Here is a 15,294-nt window from a genome sequence, read left to right as displayed (position 1 = left end):
CCGCCATGTCCGCGTCCGCCGCACCGCCCACGGTGACCCCCGCCGCCCGCCGTTTCGCCCTGATCGGCGGTTCGCTGGGCAATCTCGTGGAGTGGTACGACTGGTTCGTCTACGCCAGCTTCGCGATCTACTTCGCGGACTCCTTCTTCCCCGGCGACAATCCGACGACCAACCTGCTGAACACGGCCGGCATCTTCGCGGTCGGCTTCCTGATGCGCCCCGTCGGCGGCTGGGTGCTGGGGCGGGCGGCGGACCGGCACGGCCGCAAGAGCGCGCTGACCCTCACCGTCACCATGATGTCGGTCGCGGCCCTGCTGATCGCCGTGGCGCCGACCTACGGCCAGGCGGGCTACTTCGGCGCGCTGGTGCTGCTGCTGGCGCGGCTGCTCCAGGGGCTGAGCATCGGCGGGGAGTACGCGGCCAGCGCCACCTATCTGACCGAGGCGTCCGCCCGGAACCGGCGCGGGCTCGGCTCGTCCTTCCAGTATGTGTCCATGACCTGCGGGCAGTTGCTCGGTCTGGCGATCCTGATCACGATGCAGCACACCCTCACCACGGAGCAGTTGCAGAGCTGGGGCTGGCGGGTGCCGTTCGTGCTGGGCGCGGTGTTCGCGCTGGTGGTGTTCTGGCTGCGGCGGCGGCTGACGGAGACGGAGGCGTTCACCGAGGAGACGGGCGGCGGCGCCGACACCGCGCGCGGCTCGCTCAAGGCGCTGTGGGAGCACCGCCGGCAGGCCGGGCTGGTGATGGCGCTGACCCTGGGCGGCACGGTGGCCTACTACACGTACACCACGTATCTCACCAAGTATCTGATCGGCAGCGCGGGCATGGCCAAGTCGACGGCCACGCTGGTGAGTTTCACCGCGCTGGCGGTGTTCGCGGCGATCCAGCCGCTGGCCGGGATGCTGTCGGACCGGATCGGCCGCAGGCCGCTGCTGATCACCTTCGCGGTGGGGTGCGCGGTGGGCACGTACCCGATCATGACGGCGCTCGGGTCGGCGCACTCGTACTGGTCGGCGCTGGGGCTGTCCCTGCTGGCGCTGGTGATCGTCACCGGGTACACCTCGATCAACGCGGCCGTGAAGGCGGAGCTGTTCCCGACGCGGGTGCGCGCGCTCGGCGTGGCCCTGCCGTACGCGCTGGCCAACGCCCTGTTCGGCGGTACGGCGGAGTATGTGGCGCTGTGGTTCAAGGACGCCGGCCACGAGCAGATGTTCTTCTGGTACGTCTCGGGGTGCGCGCTGGTCTCCCTGGTCACCTATGTGCTGATGCCGGACACCCGTGACGCGGCGCTGAGCCGGGCCGAGGCCGACGCGGAGACCGGTGCCGGGCTCGCCCCGGCGAAGACGGCCGGCTGACCCGGTACCGTACCGGACCCGGGTCGCCGCATAGGCTGCGGCCCAGGTCAGCACCCGGCACGAGGACTTCCCATGCACGCCCTGCTCGTCGAGGACGACGACCGGATGGCCCAGGCGCTCACCACGGCCCTGGCCCAGCGCGGCCACACCGTGCGCCGGGCCGCCCGCGCCCTGGACGCGCTGCGGCACGTGCGGGAGGCCGAGTTCGTGCTGCTGGACCTGGGGCTGCCCGACCTGGACGGGCTGGAACTGCTCAGGCGGCTCCGCACGGTGTGCTCGGCACCGCTGATCGTGGTGACGGCCCGCTGCGAGGAGCGGGACATCGTGCAGGCGCTCCGGGCGGGCGCGGACGACTACGTGGTCAAGCCGTTCCGGATGAACGAGCTGATGGCCCGCATCGACACCGTCCGCCGCCGCACCGGCGCCCTGGCGCCACGCCCGGACGCCGGTCCCGGCCCGGTGCGCGCCGGGGACGTGGAGGTGGACCTGGCGGGCCGAACGGTCACCGTCGCGGGGGCGGAAGTACGGCTGACGCGGCGGGAGTTCGATGTGCTGGCGATGCTGGCCGCCCGCCCGGAGGAGGTGCACTCCCGCGAGGAGATCCTCGACCGGATCTGGGGTGACGCCTTCCTCGCCGCGTCCCGCTCGCTGGACGTGCATGTGGCCGGCATCCGCGCCAAGACCGGCCGGGCCGAACTGGTGCGTACGGTAAGGGGTTTCGGCTATCAACTGGGCCCGCGATGAGGCGCAGGCTGCTGGCCGTGCTGATGGTGCTCATGGGCGCGGCGGCCCTGTTGCTGTCCGTCCCGCTGGCCGAGTCCTATGCGGCCGGGCGCACCGAGCATCTGCTGCTCCAACGCCGGGCGGACGCTGTCCGGTTCGCCGACCTCGCGGACCGGGTCCGCTCCCCCGCCGACCGCGCCGAGCTGTCCACGGAGATCCGCCGGTACGCCGGGCTGTACGGCGCCTCCGTCGCGGTGTCGGACACGGCGGGCAGGACGGTCGCGCGGGCGGGGGCGCCGGTGCCGTCGGCGGCGGCGCGGGAGGCGCTGGGGCGGGCGCTGACCGGCCGGTCCACCGAGCGGCTGCCGACGGTCCGGCCGTGGGGCCCGCGCCGGCTGGTGCTGGCCGAGCCGGTGGGCCGGGACGAGCGGGTGAGCGGAGCGGTGCTGATGGCCGTGCCGACCGGGGCGGCGCGCCGGGACGTGACCGTGCGCTGGCTGCTGATCGCGTGCGGCGCGCTCGCGGCCTTCGCGGCGGCGGGCCTGGTCGCGGCCGGGATCACCCGCTGGCTGATGCGTCCGGTGCGCGATCTGGACCGGGCGGTGGCGCGGCTGGCCTCGGGCCGGCTGGAGGCGCGGGCGGTGTCGGACACCGGCCCGCCCGAACTCCGCAGCCTCCGCGAGCAGTTCAACGCGATGGCGGAGGCGGTCGCGGACTCGATCGGGCGGCAGCGCGCCTTTGTCGCGGACGCCTCGCACCAGTTGCGCAATCCGCTGGCCACGTTGGTGCTGCAACTGGAGAACGTGGAACCGCATCTGGCGGCGGGACCCGGCCGCGAGGAGCACACCCGCGCGCTGGACGAGGCGGAGCGGCTGGCCGAACTCCTCGACGGACTGCTGGCGTTGGCGCGGGTGGAGTCGGGTTCCGCCGAGCGGATCGAGCAGGATCTCTCCGGCGCTGTGGCGGCCCGGGTCGCGGCCTGGGGGCCGGTGTTCGACGCCTCGGAGCTGACTCTCACCGCGGCCGGCGTGCCGCCGGGTCCGCGGGTGCGGGCGGTGCCGGACGCGGTGGGGCGGGTGCTGGACGCGGCGCTGGACAACGCGGTGAAGTTCGTACCGTCCGGCGGGCGGGTGACCGTGTCGGCGGAAGTCGCCGGGGACGGCCAGGTGGTGGTGCGGGTGGCCGACGACGGTCCCGGTGTCCCCGACGACCAACTCCCGCTGCTCACCCGGCGCTTCGTGCGGGCGCCCGAGCACCAGAACGTGCCCGGCACCGGCCTGGGCCTGGCCATCGCGGACGAGATTGCCCGGCTCAGCGGCGGGCGGCTGACCGTGCGGGCCGGGACTCCGCGCGGGCTGCTGGTGGAGCTGTGGCTGCCGGGTCAGCCGTACACCGACCGGTAGTACGCCACCGCCCCCGGATGCAGCGGGAGATCGCCGGTGGCGACGGCGAAGCGGGGTTCCAGGCGCGCGCCCGCGGTCACCTCGCGCAGCAGCACCCGCCAGCGGTCGAACACCACCCGCAGCACGTCCCGCGCGTCCCGGTCCGGCACCTCGGGGCGGGCCAGCAGATAGTTGCCGACGCCGACGGTGGTGACCGGCGCGGTGAGTCCGTAGACCCCCGCCGGCAGGGTGACCGCCGAGTACACCGGCCCGTACTCGGCCCGCAGCGCCTGCGCCTCAATCTCCAACGACAGCACGCGCAAATCCAGTTGCCGGGCGAGTGTCGACAGGGCCGGGGTGGGGACCCCGCCCGCCCACACCACGGCGTCCACGGTGCCCCGGCGCAGCGCGGCCACCGACTCCGCGAGCCCGAGCCGCCGTTCCCGTACCGCGTGCCCGCCCGTCAGCCCCGCCACCCGCAGCAGCCGCCCGGCGAGCACTTGAGCCCCCGAGCCGGTGGCGCCGGTGGCGACCGGGCGGCCCACGAGGTCGGCCACGGAGCGCACCGGGCCGTCGGCACGGGCCAGCAGATGCGTGTAGTTGACGTAGACGCGGGCGAGCGCGGTGACGCGGGCCGGGGCCGTGAAGGGCGCCGCTCCGTGCGATGCCTGCTCGGCGGCGTCGGCCATGGCGAGGGCCAGGTCCGCCGAACCGGCCGCCAGCCGGCGCAGGTTGTCCACGCTGGCGGCCGTGCTCACCGGTGCGATGAGCGGGTACGGCGGGGTGCGCGCGGCCTCGGCGGCGAGGGCGTGTCCGAAGGCGTGGTAGGGCCCGCCGGGGGCGCCCGTGGCGAGGGTGAGCCGCCGGTGCGGGCCGTCGTCCCGGGCGCAGCCGGGCAGCGCGAGGGCCGGTCCGCCCAGCAGGGCGGAGCGCAGCAGCCCGCGTCGGCTGATCGGCCCTTTGGTCACCGCGGCAGCGTAACGCCCCTGCCGGGAGCGGCCGGAGGGCGGCCGGGCGGAACACCCCCGGCGAATGCCGCTATCGTTTGCGACCTCACCCCCCGGCCTTGGAAGGATCTCGGCGTGGCATGGAAGGCACTGCGCTCGGCGCTGGAAGCGGTGTATCTGCGGCGGCTGAACCGCAAGTTGGAGGGCCTGCCCCGGCCCCGGCATGTGGCGATCATGCTGGACGGCAACCGGCGCTGGGCGCGCGGCGCGGGGCACACGGACGTCCGTGAGGGCTATCGCGTCGGCGGCGCGAAGGTCACGGACTTCCTGCACTGGTGCGCCGACGCCGAGATCAGCCACGTCACCCTGTGGATGCTGTCCGACGACAATCTGCACCGGCCGGCCGCCGAACTCGGCCCGCTGCTCGACATCATCGAGGAGACCGTGCGCCGGGTCTGCGCGACCGACGCTCCCTGGGAGATCGAGATCATCGGCGCGCTGGACCTGCTGCCGGGCGACACCGCGCGGGTGCTGAAGGAGGCCGCCGCCACGACGACCGGCCGGGGCGGTCTGAAGGTCGACGTCGCGGTCGGCTACGGCGGGCGCCGGGAGATCGTGGACGCGGTCCGGGCCGCCTTCGACAAGCACATCCGCGCCGGCGGCGACCCGCGCGACCTGGCCGCCGACTTCGATCTGGAGCACATCACCGACAACCTGTACTCCCCCGCCGGGCACGACACCGACTTCGTCATCCGCACCTCCGGCGAGCAGCGCCTCTCCGGGTTCCTGCTGTGGCAGTCGGCGTACGCGGAGGTGCACTTCGTGGACGTGCTCTGGCCCGCGTTCCGCCAGATCGACCTGCTGCGCGCACTGCGCTCGTACGCGGCCCGCGAGCGGCGTTACGGGCGCTGAGCGGGCGTCAGTCCAGGCCGAGGCCCCGGCGGCCGGTGGCGTTGAGACTGTCTGCCGGGAAGCGGTCGGGCCAGGTGCGCTCGTAGTGCTCCTCGGGGAAGTCGGCCGGGCTGGAGCCGGTGAGGAACGCCTCGCGCACCGAGGAGGCGTACGTCTCGTTGCGCGGGCACCAGGGGGCGGCGGGGATGTACATGACGTTGCCCCAGCCCCGCTGGTCCCGGACCGGGGCCACGCTGTGGATCATGTCGCAGTGCCACCAGACGGAGTCACCCGCGCGCACGTCGGGGATGCCGGAGAGCGCCTTCACGATCAGCGGGTGCCACTGCTCGCTCGCCGGGAAGACCTGGTTGACGGTGACCCCGCACATGTCGTCCTCGGGCACGTCGGGCAGCAGCGGGCGCAGCATCAGGTAGGCCATGGCCTCGGGGATCGGCACGGTGTGCAGGACGCCCTGGTCGTGGTCCATGTCGGACAGCGCGGTCCAGCCCTGGAAGGTGCGGAACGCCGAGCACATGGTGGAGCCGGGGTACTGGGGGCCTGACGTGCGGTGGGCCGGGTCCCAGGGGTCGTACTCCTCCACGGTGCCGTCGAAGAGGTGACGGAACGCCTGTTGGTACGCGCTGGTCATCCACAGGTCGAGGGTGCCGGGGTCGCAGTGGGTGCCTAGGCCGGCGGAGTCGGTGCCGGGCGGGCGGCGGCGGATGCGGTCGGGGTAGAGGGCGTCACGGTCGGGGTCGAACCACTGGACGCCGTCGGAGGTGTGCCGCCAGAAGGAGTTGAGGAACGACTGCACGCGGGCCATGCGCCCGCTCTGCCTCGCTTCCATCTGGGCCGGGGACCAGTAGACGGGGTAGATCTCCGGCTTGGAGCCGACGCTGCCGAAGAAGTCGTCGCCGGGGCCGGAGTAGTTCTCGAAGAAGCGGTTGCCCTCGACGTAGTCCACGATCCCGGCGTCCCAGGCGAGCGCCTGTTCGCGGGGGAAGTGGCCGCGTACGACGAGGCAGCCGCGGGCGCTGATGCGGGCCGACTGCTCGGGGGTGACGGTGCCGTTCTCGATGTCGGCGTACTCGACCACCGGCCACACGTCGTCCCCGGCCGCCTCGATCTCCGCGACGCGTGCGGCGACGCGTCGCTCCACGGCGGCGAAGACGTCCTCCACGCTGCGGCCGGACGCCTCGATGCGGGCCCGCAGGGCGGCCTTGATCTCGCGGATCGCGGCGGGGAGGTCGGCGGGGATCGTCTCCCAGTGCGGCAGGTCGGTGCGGGTGAGGGTCATGACGCCCGGCTCCTTTGGTGAGGGCTCTTTACCAAATCCACGGTAGGCCGGGCCGCCCCTTTGGGCAAGAGTCCTTACTAGACTGGCGCGCATGACACCCGCCAAGCCCTCGCTGGAGATGCTGCGCGCGCTCACGGACGAGAACGTGCTGCGCGCCCTGATGGCCGACCGGCGGCTGACCCGCGCGGAGATCGCGGCCCGCACCGGCATCTCCAAGCCGACCATCTCCGACGCCGTGCAGCGCCTCGCGGCCTCCGGCCTGCTGGTCGACACCGGGGAGCGCACGACGGGGCGCGGACGCTCGGGTACGTACTACGCGCTCGCGCCGGGGCTCGGCACCGCGCTGGTGGCGAGCATCTCGCCGCGCGGCGTGCGGGCCGAGACGGTGGACGCCCTCGGCGACACCGTGGGGCGCGCCCATGCCGACCTCGGGCGGAACGCGGGCGAGCACCAGGCGGCAAGGGCGCTGGCCGAGGCGGCCGCCCGGCTCACCGGCCCTTTCCGCCTCGCCGTCGTCAGCGCCGCCGACCCCGTCGACCGCGCGACCGGCCGCCTGGTCCGCCTCCCCGACGCCCCCTTCCTGGTCGGCGCCCTCGACCCCGCCGCCGTCCTCGCCCCGCATGTCACCGGCCCCGTCCTCGTGGACAACGACGTCAACTGGGCCGCCCACGCCGAGCACGCGGCCGTGGGCGTGGACGACTTCGTCTACCTCCACCTCGGCGAGGGCCTCGGCTGCGCCGTCGTGACGGACGGCACCGTCCGCCGCGGCCACCGGGGACTGGCCGGCGAGATCGCCCACGTGTGCACCGCCGGCCCGGACGGCACGGCGATGCCCTTCACCGAGGTCTTCGCCGCGCTCGGCCTGCGCCGGCCGGACTCGACGGCCATCGACGTACCGGCCCTGGAGGCGGCCATCACCTCCGACGCCGGCGCTGCGGAGACACTGGCGCGCGCGGTGGGCGGCGTACTGAGCGCGGCCGTGGCCCTGGCAGACCCCGCACTGATCGTGCTGGGCGGCGAGTGGGGGCGCCTTCCGGCGATGCGCACGGCGATCGACCGGCAACTCGCGCAGGGACCGCGCCCGGTCGGGGCGGTGGAGGCGACGGTCGCCTCCCCGGAACTCACTGCGGCACGGGAGCGGGCGATGGCGGAGCTGCGGGAGCTGATTGTGGGGGACGCGCGGCGAGCAGGCGGGGATGGCTCTGCGACTCCCGCCCCGCCCGCCCAATGACCAAGGCTCACCGAGCTGACGGCGACGCGGAGGGGGTCGTGGGGCCTGCGCGACGTGACGCCGGGGATCGACCTGCGGCTCCCGCTGCGTCTGGACCGTGGTCGCGACTTGCTGAGGGACAACGTGCGAGCGGGCGGTGGCGGAGCCGCGGAAGCTGGTCGTGGGGGCAGAACGCCGAGAACTCGGAGGTCGCCCGGCGGTTCACGCCCGGGTGGGGGCCGAGCCTTATCCAGGCTGGCGGCGGCGCAAGCGACGGCAGAGCCGCGAGGGCTGGGGGTGCGGGCTGGGCGCTAGGAACTCACGGCTCGGCCTGCGATCCGCGCACGGGCCACATCCCGTCCGGGAGGACCGCGACGGTCGGCTGACGGCCATGCACGAGCGAGTGGTGCGAAACTGCCCGCTCGGGCCGCGCGGCGACAACCGCTGGATCGACCGGCAGTGCCGCGCCCCGTTCAGGTGGCGGCCGGGACGCCAGCCCCCCGCCGCGCGAGCAGGTGCTGGCGGAGCGGCGGGAGGTGGTTGTGGGGCCTGCGCGGCGAGAAACCGGCGATAGACCTGCGACTCCCGCCTCGTCCGGGCGATGACCAAGGCTTGCCCGGGCGGGCGGCGGCGGAGTTGCGGGAGTTGAACGGGTGGGCGCCGCGTGGAGAACTCCCCGTTTTACCGGCGGCTCGTGCGCGGGCAGCGCACCGTCTGGCGCTAGTAGCGCGGAACGGGCGGGGGAATTCCCTGGCCGGGGGGCGGGCGTCGTGCTGGGATTGCTTGATGGAGCGCATGGTTGAGGTGGATCGGGGGGTGTACCCCGAGGTGGTGACGCCTTGGGAGGAGGAGGCGTGGCGGGAGGGCGTCTTCGGGTGGGTCGAGGGGGAACTCGCGCGGCATGGGCTGCGGGTGACGGGGGTGCCCAGGGTTCGGGTGCGGCCCTGGTCGGTGCTGATGCGGGTGCCGGTGGGTGGGCGGGCCGTCGTGTGGTTCAAGGCCAATCCGCCTGGCAGTGTCTTCGAGGGGCCGTTGACCGCCGCGTTGGCTCGGTGGGTGCCGGAGTATGTGCTGCGGCCGCTGGCCGTCGACGGCGACCGGGGGTGGTCGTTGCTGCCGGACGGAGGGCCGCTGTTCCGGGAGATGGAGGTGGGGCCGCGGGCCTGGGAAGAGTTGCTCGGCGGGTACGCCAGGATGCAGCGGGACTTGGTGCCACGCGTCGGCGAACTGGCCGCGCTCGGCGTGCCGAGGCTGCGCGTGCGCGAAGTGCCCGCATCCTTCGACCGGTTGGGGGCCGGTAACCGGGCCCTGGACCCGGAGCAGCGGGCCCGGCTCGATGCTCTGCGACCCCGACTCGTCGACTGGTGCGCGGAGTTGGACGCGCTCGGCGTGCCCGACTCGCTCGACCACGCCGACCTGCACGAGGGTCAGCTCTTCCACCCGGAGCCGGGCCGGTTCACCTACTTCGACTGGGGAGACGCCATCGTCTCGCACCCCTTCGCCAGCCTGCGCATCCCGGCCCAGCGGGCGGCCGAGCGCTACGGACCCGACGTGCTCCCGCGCCTGCGCGACGCCTACCTCGACCCCTGGACCGACCTGGGGCTCTCGACGGCGGAACTCCGCCGCGCGGCCCGGCTCGCCTGGCGACTGGGCGCACTGGGACGGGTCCGCGCGTGGACCCGTCTCTTCCCGTCCGCGACGGAGACGGCGAACAGCAGCCACTCACTGCTGGAGACGGGGGACGCACCCCCGTTCTGAGCCCCGGAAGCCTCAGCCTCTGTGCGCCGCGCCGCCCGTGGCCCGGAGATGGTCGCGGCGGGCGTTGTTGTACGTGCGCAGGTGCACCTTGGCCACGGCGCAGGCCGCGCCGTCGGCACGGCACTGGCGGCAGGTCTGTACGTGCTGCTCATAGGTGGTACGGGCGTTTTCCAACGCCTCGTCGACAGCGGACATGGTCATCTCCGGAAGAGGGCGCGCCCGCGCGGACGACGCCTGGTTGACTGGTGAGTAACTTCCGGAGAAAGATCATCATGTTACTGCCGGTACTGGGAAACCAGCCCGTGCGGAGCCGAAAAGGGGGAACCGTCCGCCGACGGCTCCCCCTCCTGCCTCCCCTTTCCGCGCCGGTGACGCGGGAGGGGTCAGGAACGGCGTGCGCGCGAGGCGTACACCGTTCCGGCTCCCACGGCCAGCACGAGCGCGGCCCCACCCGCGAGCATGCCGACCGGGGCACCCGCACCGGTCTCCGCCAGCGGCGGATTACCGCCGTTGGGCGAGGACTTGGGAGCGGGCGGACTGGACTGGACCGGCGGCACGTCCGCGTCGGTGGACGGCGTCGCGCCGGGCTTCGGGCTCACCGGAGGCTTGGTGCCCTCGGCGGGCGCGCTCGGCGCACCCCCGGCGGGCGGCGCGGAAGGCGCCGGGCTAGCGGAGTTCTCCGGCGCGGACGGGCTCGGGGTGGCCGACTCCGGCGTACCGGCCTCGCACCGCTTGTCCCCGCCGTTCCAGGCGGCTATCAGGTGATACGGGGTGAGGACGCCGGCGCGCACGTCGGGCAGCGGGCCGTGGCCCTCGCCCTCCTTGCCGTCGTAGGCGGTGTCCTCGCCGTAGAGGTCGATCTGGCCGAAGCAGTTCGGCGCCTTGACGCTGAGCTTCTGCCAGGCGCGGCCGTCGTCGTCCTTGCCCGCGACATCCTTCGCAGTGAGGTGGACGGTGGCCTTGTCGATCATCTCCTGGCGGCCGGAGGAGGCCCAGTCGGGGCCCTCGGTGGTGTACTCGGCGAGCGAGACGGGGTAGCTGCACCCCGCGCCGACGCTCTGGCCGGGCGCGAGGCGGACCTCGACGGTGCCGGGCACGGTGTCCCACTGGTGGAACCCGCCCTGCGAGGACCAGTCGGCGCCGACGACCTTGCCGTCGGCGTCGACCAGGCGGTACTGCACGGTGGCGGAAGAGCAGTCGCCGCCCTCCTGCGCGTGGGCGGCGATGGCGCCGATCAGCGGCGCGACGGTCGCCGCGAGGAAGGCCGCGGCGGCCGTGGCGAGAAATCTGGCTGGTTGCGAGCGTGCCAAGGTGAGCCTCTGTCCGTTCAAAGGTGTGGGAGGTGGCAGGGCGCGCGCCAACCGGCGCGCGGCGCCCCGTGTCCCTTCGCCCGCCCGAGGCGGAAGCGAGGACGGTCAGAGTCTTGTCGCCTTTACAACTCCCGTCAATTTTCCATGAGTTGAGCATCATCACAGTCGCGCCGGAACCGAATGCGCAGGTCAGCACGGATGGCGGATTTCGGTACGGGACCCGACATCCCCGAATTGCGCCGGTCGGCCCCGCCGGTCACCGGCGGGTCACTCCCCTGGCGCGAGGGTGGCCGCGAGCAGGCGTGCCGTCTCCTCGATCAGCGCCTCGTCCACGGGCGCGTCGGGCGCCGGCTTGGTGGACAGCACCGACAGCAGCAGCGGCGTGCCCTTGCTCGTCCAGGCCACGCCGAGGTCGTTGGCGGTGGCGTAGGAGCCGGTACCGGTCTTGTCCGCCAGCACCCAGTCCGAGGGCAGCCCGGCGCCGAACCGCTTGCCGCTGGTGGTGTTCCCGCGCAGCCAGCCGACGAGCTGCTCCCGGTCGCCGTCGCTCAACGCCCGCCCCAGCGTGAGCAGTTCGAAAGTGCGGCCAAGCGCGCGCGGGGTGGTGGTGTCGCGCGGGTCACCGGGTACGGCGGTGTTCAGGTCGGTCTCCCACCGGTCGAGCCGACTCACCCGGTCACCGAGGGAGCGGAAGAAGCGGGTGAGCCCGGCCGGGCCGCCGATCCGGCGGAGCATGAGGTTGCCGGCCGTGTTGTCGCTGTACTGGATGGCGGCCGCGCACACGTCGCCCAGCGCCATCCCGGTCTCCTGACGGGCCTTGGTGTGCTCGGAGTTGGCCAGGATGTCGGCCGGCGGATAGTGGATCACCTCGCCGAGCGCGGCGCGTCCCCCGTGGTCGCGCAGGACGGCCGCCGCGGCGATGGCCTTGAACGTCGAGCACATGGCGAACGGCTCGTCGGCGCGGTACGCCACCGTCGCGCCGGTGCGGGGATTGCGCGCGTACACGCCGAGCCGCGCGCCGTACCGCTTCTCCAGCGCCGCCAGCTCGGGGCGCGGCGTGGCCGGGCCGTTCGAGGCGGCGAAGGCGGGCGCGCCGGAGGTGGCGGCGGCAGTGGCGGTGAGGGCGGCGCCCGCACAAAGCAGGGTGCGGCGCGGGACGGGGGTGGCACGGGTCATGTGTGGTTCCCTCCACGGGAGTTGGTCCGTCGGACCAATTGGATTACCGACAGGTGACAGCGAAACAGCAGGACACCGCTCATGTCCAAGAGCGCGCCCACCGGCTGGACCAGGCCGGGCGGGCGCGGCTGCTGTGCGCGGAGCCGTTCGCCCGGCAGCACGGCGCGAGCTGGACACCGCCGGCCGACGCCAGGCCGGGCGTCAGCCCCTGCCGCCGCTGAGCCGCCGCCACTCCGGGCCGACGCGGCTCCACTCCTCGTCCCATTCGGCGAGCCGGCGCCGCACGAGCGTGCCGCACGCCAGCCGCCCGCCGGCCCAGACGGCCGTGCCGGTGATCTGGGCGACGAGGACGCCGGTGAGCACGGTCTGGAGCAGGGACTCGGCCAGAGAGGCGGGCGGCGGCACGGCACGTCCGGAGCCGTCCGTCCACAGGACGACGGAGGTCCCGGCCGGAGTGCCGGGGCTCACCTTGGCCTTGTCGGTGTGCACGGCTCCCCTGCCGTCGGTCCAGCGGACCTTGGCCCACACCCGTTCGTCGTCGTAGCCGCCACGCGAGGGCGGGGTCTTCGGCGCCGGGCCGGTGAGGACCGCGCGGACCTCGTGCACCTGGTCGCGGCGCTCGGCGAGCGCGGAGTCCACGGAACTCGCGGCGGCCCAGCCCGCGAGGGCACCCCCCAGGACGACGAAGATCCAGGTGAGAAGCACGACCCACGCCTCGACGAGGTCGCCGTGTCTGCGCAGCGGATTGCGCCGCCAGCGCCAGAGTCGTACCGGGGTGATCGTTTCCGGAGGTGTCCGAGTCATCGGCAGCCGCCTCCTCTCGCCTGCCCACACCACCATCGTGCACCTGACCCGACCAGCCCGCAGTACGGGCGGCCGGGGTGGAAGAACCGCAGGCGGGACGGGGTGCCGCGGACAAGGGAGTGCCCCCGAACCGGCCGGTTCGGGGGCACTCCCGGGTGCTGCGGGAACTCAGGCGAGGTCGAACCGGCCCAGGTTCATCACCTTGTGCCACGCGGCGGCGAAGTCCTTGACGAACTTCTCCTTGGCGTCGTCGGAGGCGTACACCTCGGCGACGGCGCGCAGCTCGGCGTTGGAGCCGAAGACCAGGTCGGCACGGGTGCCGGTCCACTTGACGGCGCCGGTGGAGGCGTCCCGGCCCTCGAAGGTGGACTGGTCCTCGGAGGTGGAGCTCCACGTGGTGCCGAGGTCGAGCAGGTTGACGAACCAGTCGTTGGTCAGCACGCCCGGCGTCTCGGTGAAGACGCCCAGGTCGGAGTCCTGGTAGTTGGCGCCCAGGACCCTGAGGCCGCCGATGAGGACGGTCAGCTCCGGGGAGCTGAGGGTCAGCAGGTTGGCGCGGTCGACGAGCGCGTACTCGGCGCGGCCGGGGTTGCTGCCCTTGCCGACGTAGTTGCGGAAGCCGTCGGCGGCGGGCTTGAGCGCCTCGAACGACTCGACGTCGGTCTGCTCCTGGCTCGCGTCCACGCGGCCCGGCGTGAAGGGCACGTCGACCGGGAAGCCGCCGTCCTTCGCGGCCTTCTCCACCGCGGCGTCGCCGCCGAGGACGATCAGGTCGGCCAGGGAGACGTGCTTGGCACCGGCGGAGGCGTTGAACTCCTCCTGGATGCCCTCGAGCGTGCGCAGCACCAGGGCGAGCTGGTCGGGGTCGTTGACCTCCCAGCCGCGCTGCGGCTCCAGGCGGACCCGGGCGCCGTCGGCACCGCCCCGCTTGTCACTGCCGCGGAAGGTGGACGCGGACGCCCACGCGGTGCTGACGAGCTGGGCCACGGTGAGACCGGAGTCGAGGATCTTGCCCTTGAGCGCGTCGGCGTCGGCCGCGTCGATCGGCTCCCCGACCGGCTGCGGCAGCGGGTCCTGCCAGAGCAGCGTCTCCTCGGGCACCTCGGGGCCGAGCAGCAGCGACTTCGGGCCCATGTCGCGGTGGGTCAGCTTGTACCAGGCGCGGGCGAAGGCGTCCGCGAACTCCTCCGGGTGCTCGTAGAACCGGCGGGAGATCGGCCCGTAGATCGGGTCGAAGCGCAGCGACAGGTCCGTCGTGAGCATGTTCGGCGCGATCTTCTTGTCCGGGTCGAAGGCGCTGGGCACGGTGCCGTCGCCCGCGCCGTCCTTCGGCTTCCACTGCTTGGCGCCGGCGGGGCTCTCGGTCAGCTCCCACTCGTAGCCGAAGAGGGTGGCGAAGAAGTTGACGTCCCAGGTGATCGGGGTGGAGTTCCAGGTGACCTCCAGGCCCGAGGTGATGGTGTCGGGGCCCTTGCCGGTGCCGTAGCTGCTCTTCCAGCCGAGGCCCTGCTGCTCCATCGGGGCGTCCATCGGGTCGGGGCCGACGTCGCTCGACGGGCCCGCGCCGTGGGTCTTGCCGAAGGTGTGGCCGCCCGCGATCAGGGCGACGGTCTCCTCGTCGTTCATCGCCATGCGGGCGAAGGTCTCGCGGATGTCGCGGGCCGCGGCGATCGGGTCCGGGGTGCCGTTGGGGCCCTCCGGGTTGACGTAGATCAGACCCATCTGGACGGCGGCGAGGGGCTTGTCCAGCTCACGGTCGCCGGTATAGCGCTCGTCGCCGAGCCAGGTGGTCTCCGGGCCCCAGTACACGTCGGCGTCGGGCTCCCACGCGTCCACGCGGCCGCCGCCGAAGCCGAAGGTCTTGAAGCCCATGGTCTCCAGCGCGACGTTGCCCGCGAGGATCATGAGGTCGGCCCAGGAGATGTTCTTGCCGTACTTCTGCTTCACCGGCCAGAGCAGCCGGCGGGCCTTGTCCAGGTTGGCGTTGTCCGGCCAGCTATTGAGCGGGGCGAAGCGCTGCTGGCCGCTGCCGCCACCGCCGCGGCCGTCGAGGGTGCGGTAGGTGCCGGCGCTGTGCCAGGCCATGCGGATGATGAACGGCCCGTAGTGGCCGAAGTCGGCGGGCCACCAGTCCTGGGAGGTGGTGAGCACCTCGGCGAGGTCCCGCTTCACGGCCGGCAGGTCCAGGCTGAGGAACGCCTCGGCGTAGTCGAACTCCTCGCCCAGCGGGTTGGCGACGGGCGGGTTCTTGGCAAGGACCTTCAGGTTGAGCTGCTTGGGCCACCAGCGGTCGTTGCCGCTGCCGAGCGCCGGGTGCAGGGAGGTGGCACTGGCACCGTGCGCGACGGGGCAGCCGCCGCTCTCCTCGGGCTTCGGGTCGGTGACGATCGCGTCTTCGTTGTGAGGCATGTCGATCCTTCCGGAAAAAGGCGGGATAT

At 73.3% G+C, this 15,294-nt stretch carries 14 protein-coding genes; 7 read left to right on the top strand and 7 right to left on the bottom strand.

Annotated elements, in window-relative coordinates; all coding sequences use genetic code 11:
- The first annotated feature begins 5 nt into the window (after positions 1-5).
- From ACZ3HQ_RS08025 to ACZ3HQ_RS08015, 3 genes are all read left to right on the top strand, one after another.
- Complete coding sequence (locus ACZ3HQ_RS08025; protein WP_467508852.1) at positions 6-1,358, top strand: MFS transporter; 1,353 nt, start codon at positions 6-8, stop codon at positions 1,356-1,358.
- Between the two features lie 72 nt (positions 1,359-1,430).
- The gene (locus ACZ3HQ_RS08020) at positions 1,431-2,102 is read left to right on the top strand and encodes a response regulator transcription factor (RefSeq protein WP_467508851.1); all 672 of its coding nucleotides are present in this window, start codon (positions 1,431-1,433) and stop codon (positions 2,100-2,102) included.
- Entirely contained in the window at positions 2,099-3,484 is a 1,386-nt protein-coding gene (locus tag ACZ3HQ_RS08015) for a HAMP domain-containing sensor histidine kinase (protein ID WP_467508850.1), read from the top strand. Before ACZ3HQ_RS08020 ends, ACZ3HQ_RS08015 begins: the two co-directional genes overlap by 4 nt.
- Here the strand turns inward: ACZ3HQ_RS08015 and ACZ3HQ_RS08010 are convergent.
- Positions 3,463-4,431: a TAXI family TRAP transporter solute-binding subunit gene (locus ACZ3HQ_RS08010; protein WP_467508849.1), complete on the bottom strand. Its 969-nt coding sequence runs from the start codon at positions 4,429-4,431 to the stop codon at positions 3,463-3,465. The genes ACZ3HQ_RS08015 and ACZ3HQ_RS08010 overlap by 22 nt on opposite strands.
- Before the next feature lie 114 nt (positions 4,432-4,545).
- Between ACZ3HQ_RS08010 and ACZ3HQ_RS08005 the strand changes: the two genes are divergently transcribed.
- Complete coding sequence (locus ACZ3HQ_RS08005; RefSeq protein ID WP_030813130.1) at positions 4,546-5,322, top strand: isoprenyl transferase; 777 nt, start codon at positions 4,546-4,548, stop codon at positions 5,320-5,322.
- A gap of 7 nt (positions 5,323-5,329) precedes the next feature.
- On the opposite strand, the gene ACZ3HQ_RS08000 is transcribed toward ACZ3HQ_RS08005, so the two are convergent.
- Positions 5,330-6,598 carry a DUF1479 domain-containing protein gene (locus ACZ3HQ_RS08000; protein ID WP_467508848.1) on the bottom strand — a complete coding sequence of 423 codons (1,269 nt, stop codon included), beginning with the start codon at positions 6,596-6,598 and terminating at the stop codon, positions 5,330-5,332.
- A gap of 91 nt (positions 6,599-6,689) precedes the next feature.
- On the opposite strand from ACZ3HQ_RS08000, the gene ACZ3HQ_RS07995 reads away from it, so the two are divergent.
- Together ACZ3HQ_RS07995 and ACZ3HQ_RS07990 are read left to right on the top strand one after the other, a co-directional pair.
- Positions 6,690-7,829, top strand: a complete 1,140-nt coding sequence (locus ACZ3HQ_RS07995) for an ROK family protein (RefSeq protein ID WP_467508847.1) — start codon at positions 6,690-6,692, stop codon at positions 7,827-7,829.
- Positions 7,830-8,594: 765 nt separating this feature from the next.
- Positions 8,595-9,566: an aminoglycoside phosphotransferase family protein gene (locus ACZ3HQ_RS07990; protein WP_467508846.1), complete on the top strand. Its 972-nt coding sequence runs from the start codon at positions 8,595-8,597 to the stop codon at positions 9,564-9,566.
- A 12-nt stretch (positions 9,567-9,578) separates the two neighbouring features.
- Here ACZ3HQ_RS07990 and ACZ3HQ_RS07985 read toward each other — a convergent pair whose 3' ends face one another.
- From ACZ3HQ_RS07985 to bla, 3 genes are all read right to left on the bottom strand, one after another.
- The gene (locus ACZ3HQ_RS07985) at positions 9,579-9,761 is read right to left on the bottom strand and encodes a hypothetical protein (protein WP_467508845.1); all 183 of its coding nucleotides are present in this window, start codon (positions 9,759-9,761) and stop codon (positions 9,579-9,581) included.
- A 188-nt stretch (positions 9,762-9,949) separates the two neighbouring features.
- Entirely contained in the window at positions 9,950-10,876 is a 927-nt protein-coding gene (locus tag ACZ3HQ_RS07980) for a hypothetical protein (protein WP_467508844.1), read from the bottom strand.
- A gap of 267 nt (positions 10,877-11,143) precedes the next feature.
- On the bottom strand, positions 11,144-12,052 hold the full coding sequence (gene bla / locus ACZ3HQ_RS07975) for a class A beta-lactamase (protein ID WP_467508843.1): 909 nt from the start codon (positions 12,050-12,052) through the stop codon (positions 11,144-11,146).
- 53 nt (positions 12,053-12,105) lie between these two features.
- On the opposite strand from bla, the gene ACZ3HQ_RS07970 reads away from it, so the two are divergent.
- Complete coding sequence (locus ACZ3HQ_RS07970) at positions 12,106-12,273, top strand: hypothetical protein (RefSeq protein WP_467508842.1); 168 nt, start codon at positions 12,106-12,108, stop codon at positions 12,271-12,273.
- Here the strand turns inward: ACZ3HQ_RS07970 and ACZ3HQ_RS07965 are convergent.
- Together ACZ3HQ_RS07965 and katG are read right to left on the bottom strand one after the other, a co-directional pair.
- Entirely contained in the window at positions 12,254-12,856 is a 603-nt protein-coding gene (locus ACZ3HQ_RS07965; RefSeq protein ID WP_467508841.1) for an Rv1733c family protein, read from the bottom strand. The two genes, ACZ3HQ_RS07970 and ACZ3HQ_RS07965, sit on opposite strands and share 20 nt — an antisense overlap.
- 168 nt (positions 12,857-13,024) lie before the next feature.
- Positions 13,025-15,265, bottom strand: coding sequence for a catalase/peroxidase HPI (katG, locus tag ACZ3HQ_RS07960; protein ID WP_467508840.1), 2,241 nt, complete (start codon positions 15,263-15,265; stop codon positions 13,025-13,027).
- Positions 15,266-15,294: the final 29 nt, after the last annotated feature.

Source organism: Streptomyces sp. NPDC018263 (assembly GCF_055562575.1).
This window is presented reverse-complemented; position numbering and strand designations above follow the sequence as displayed.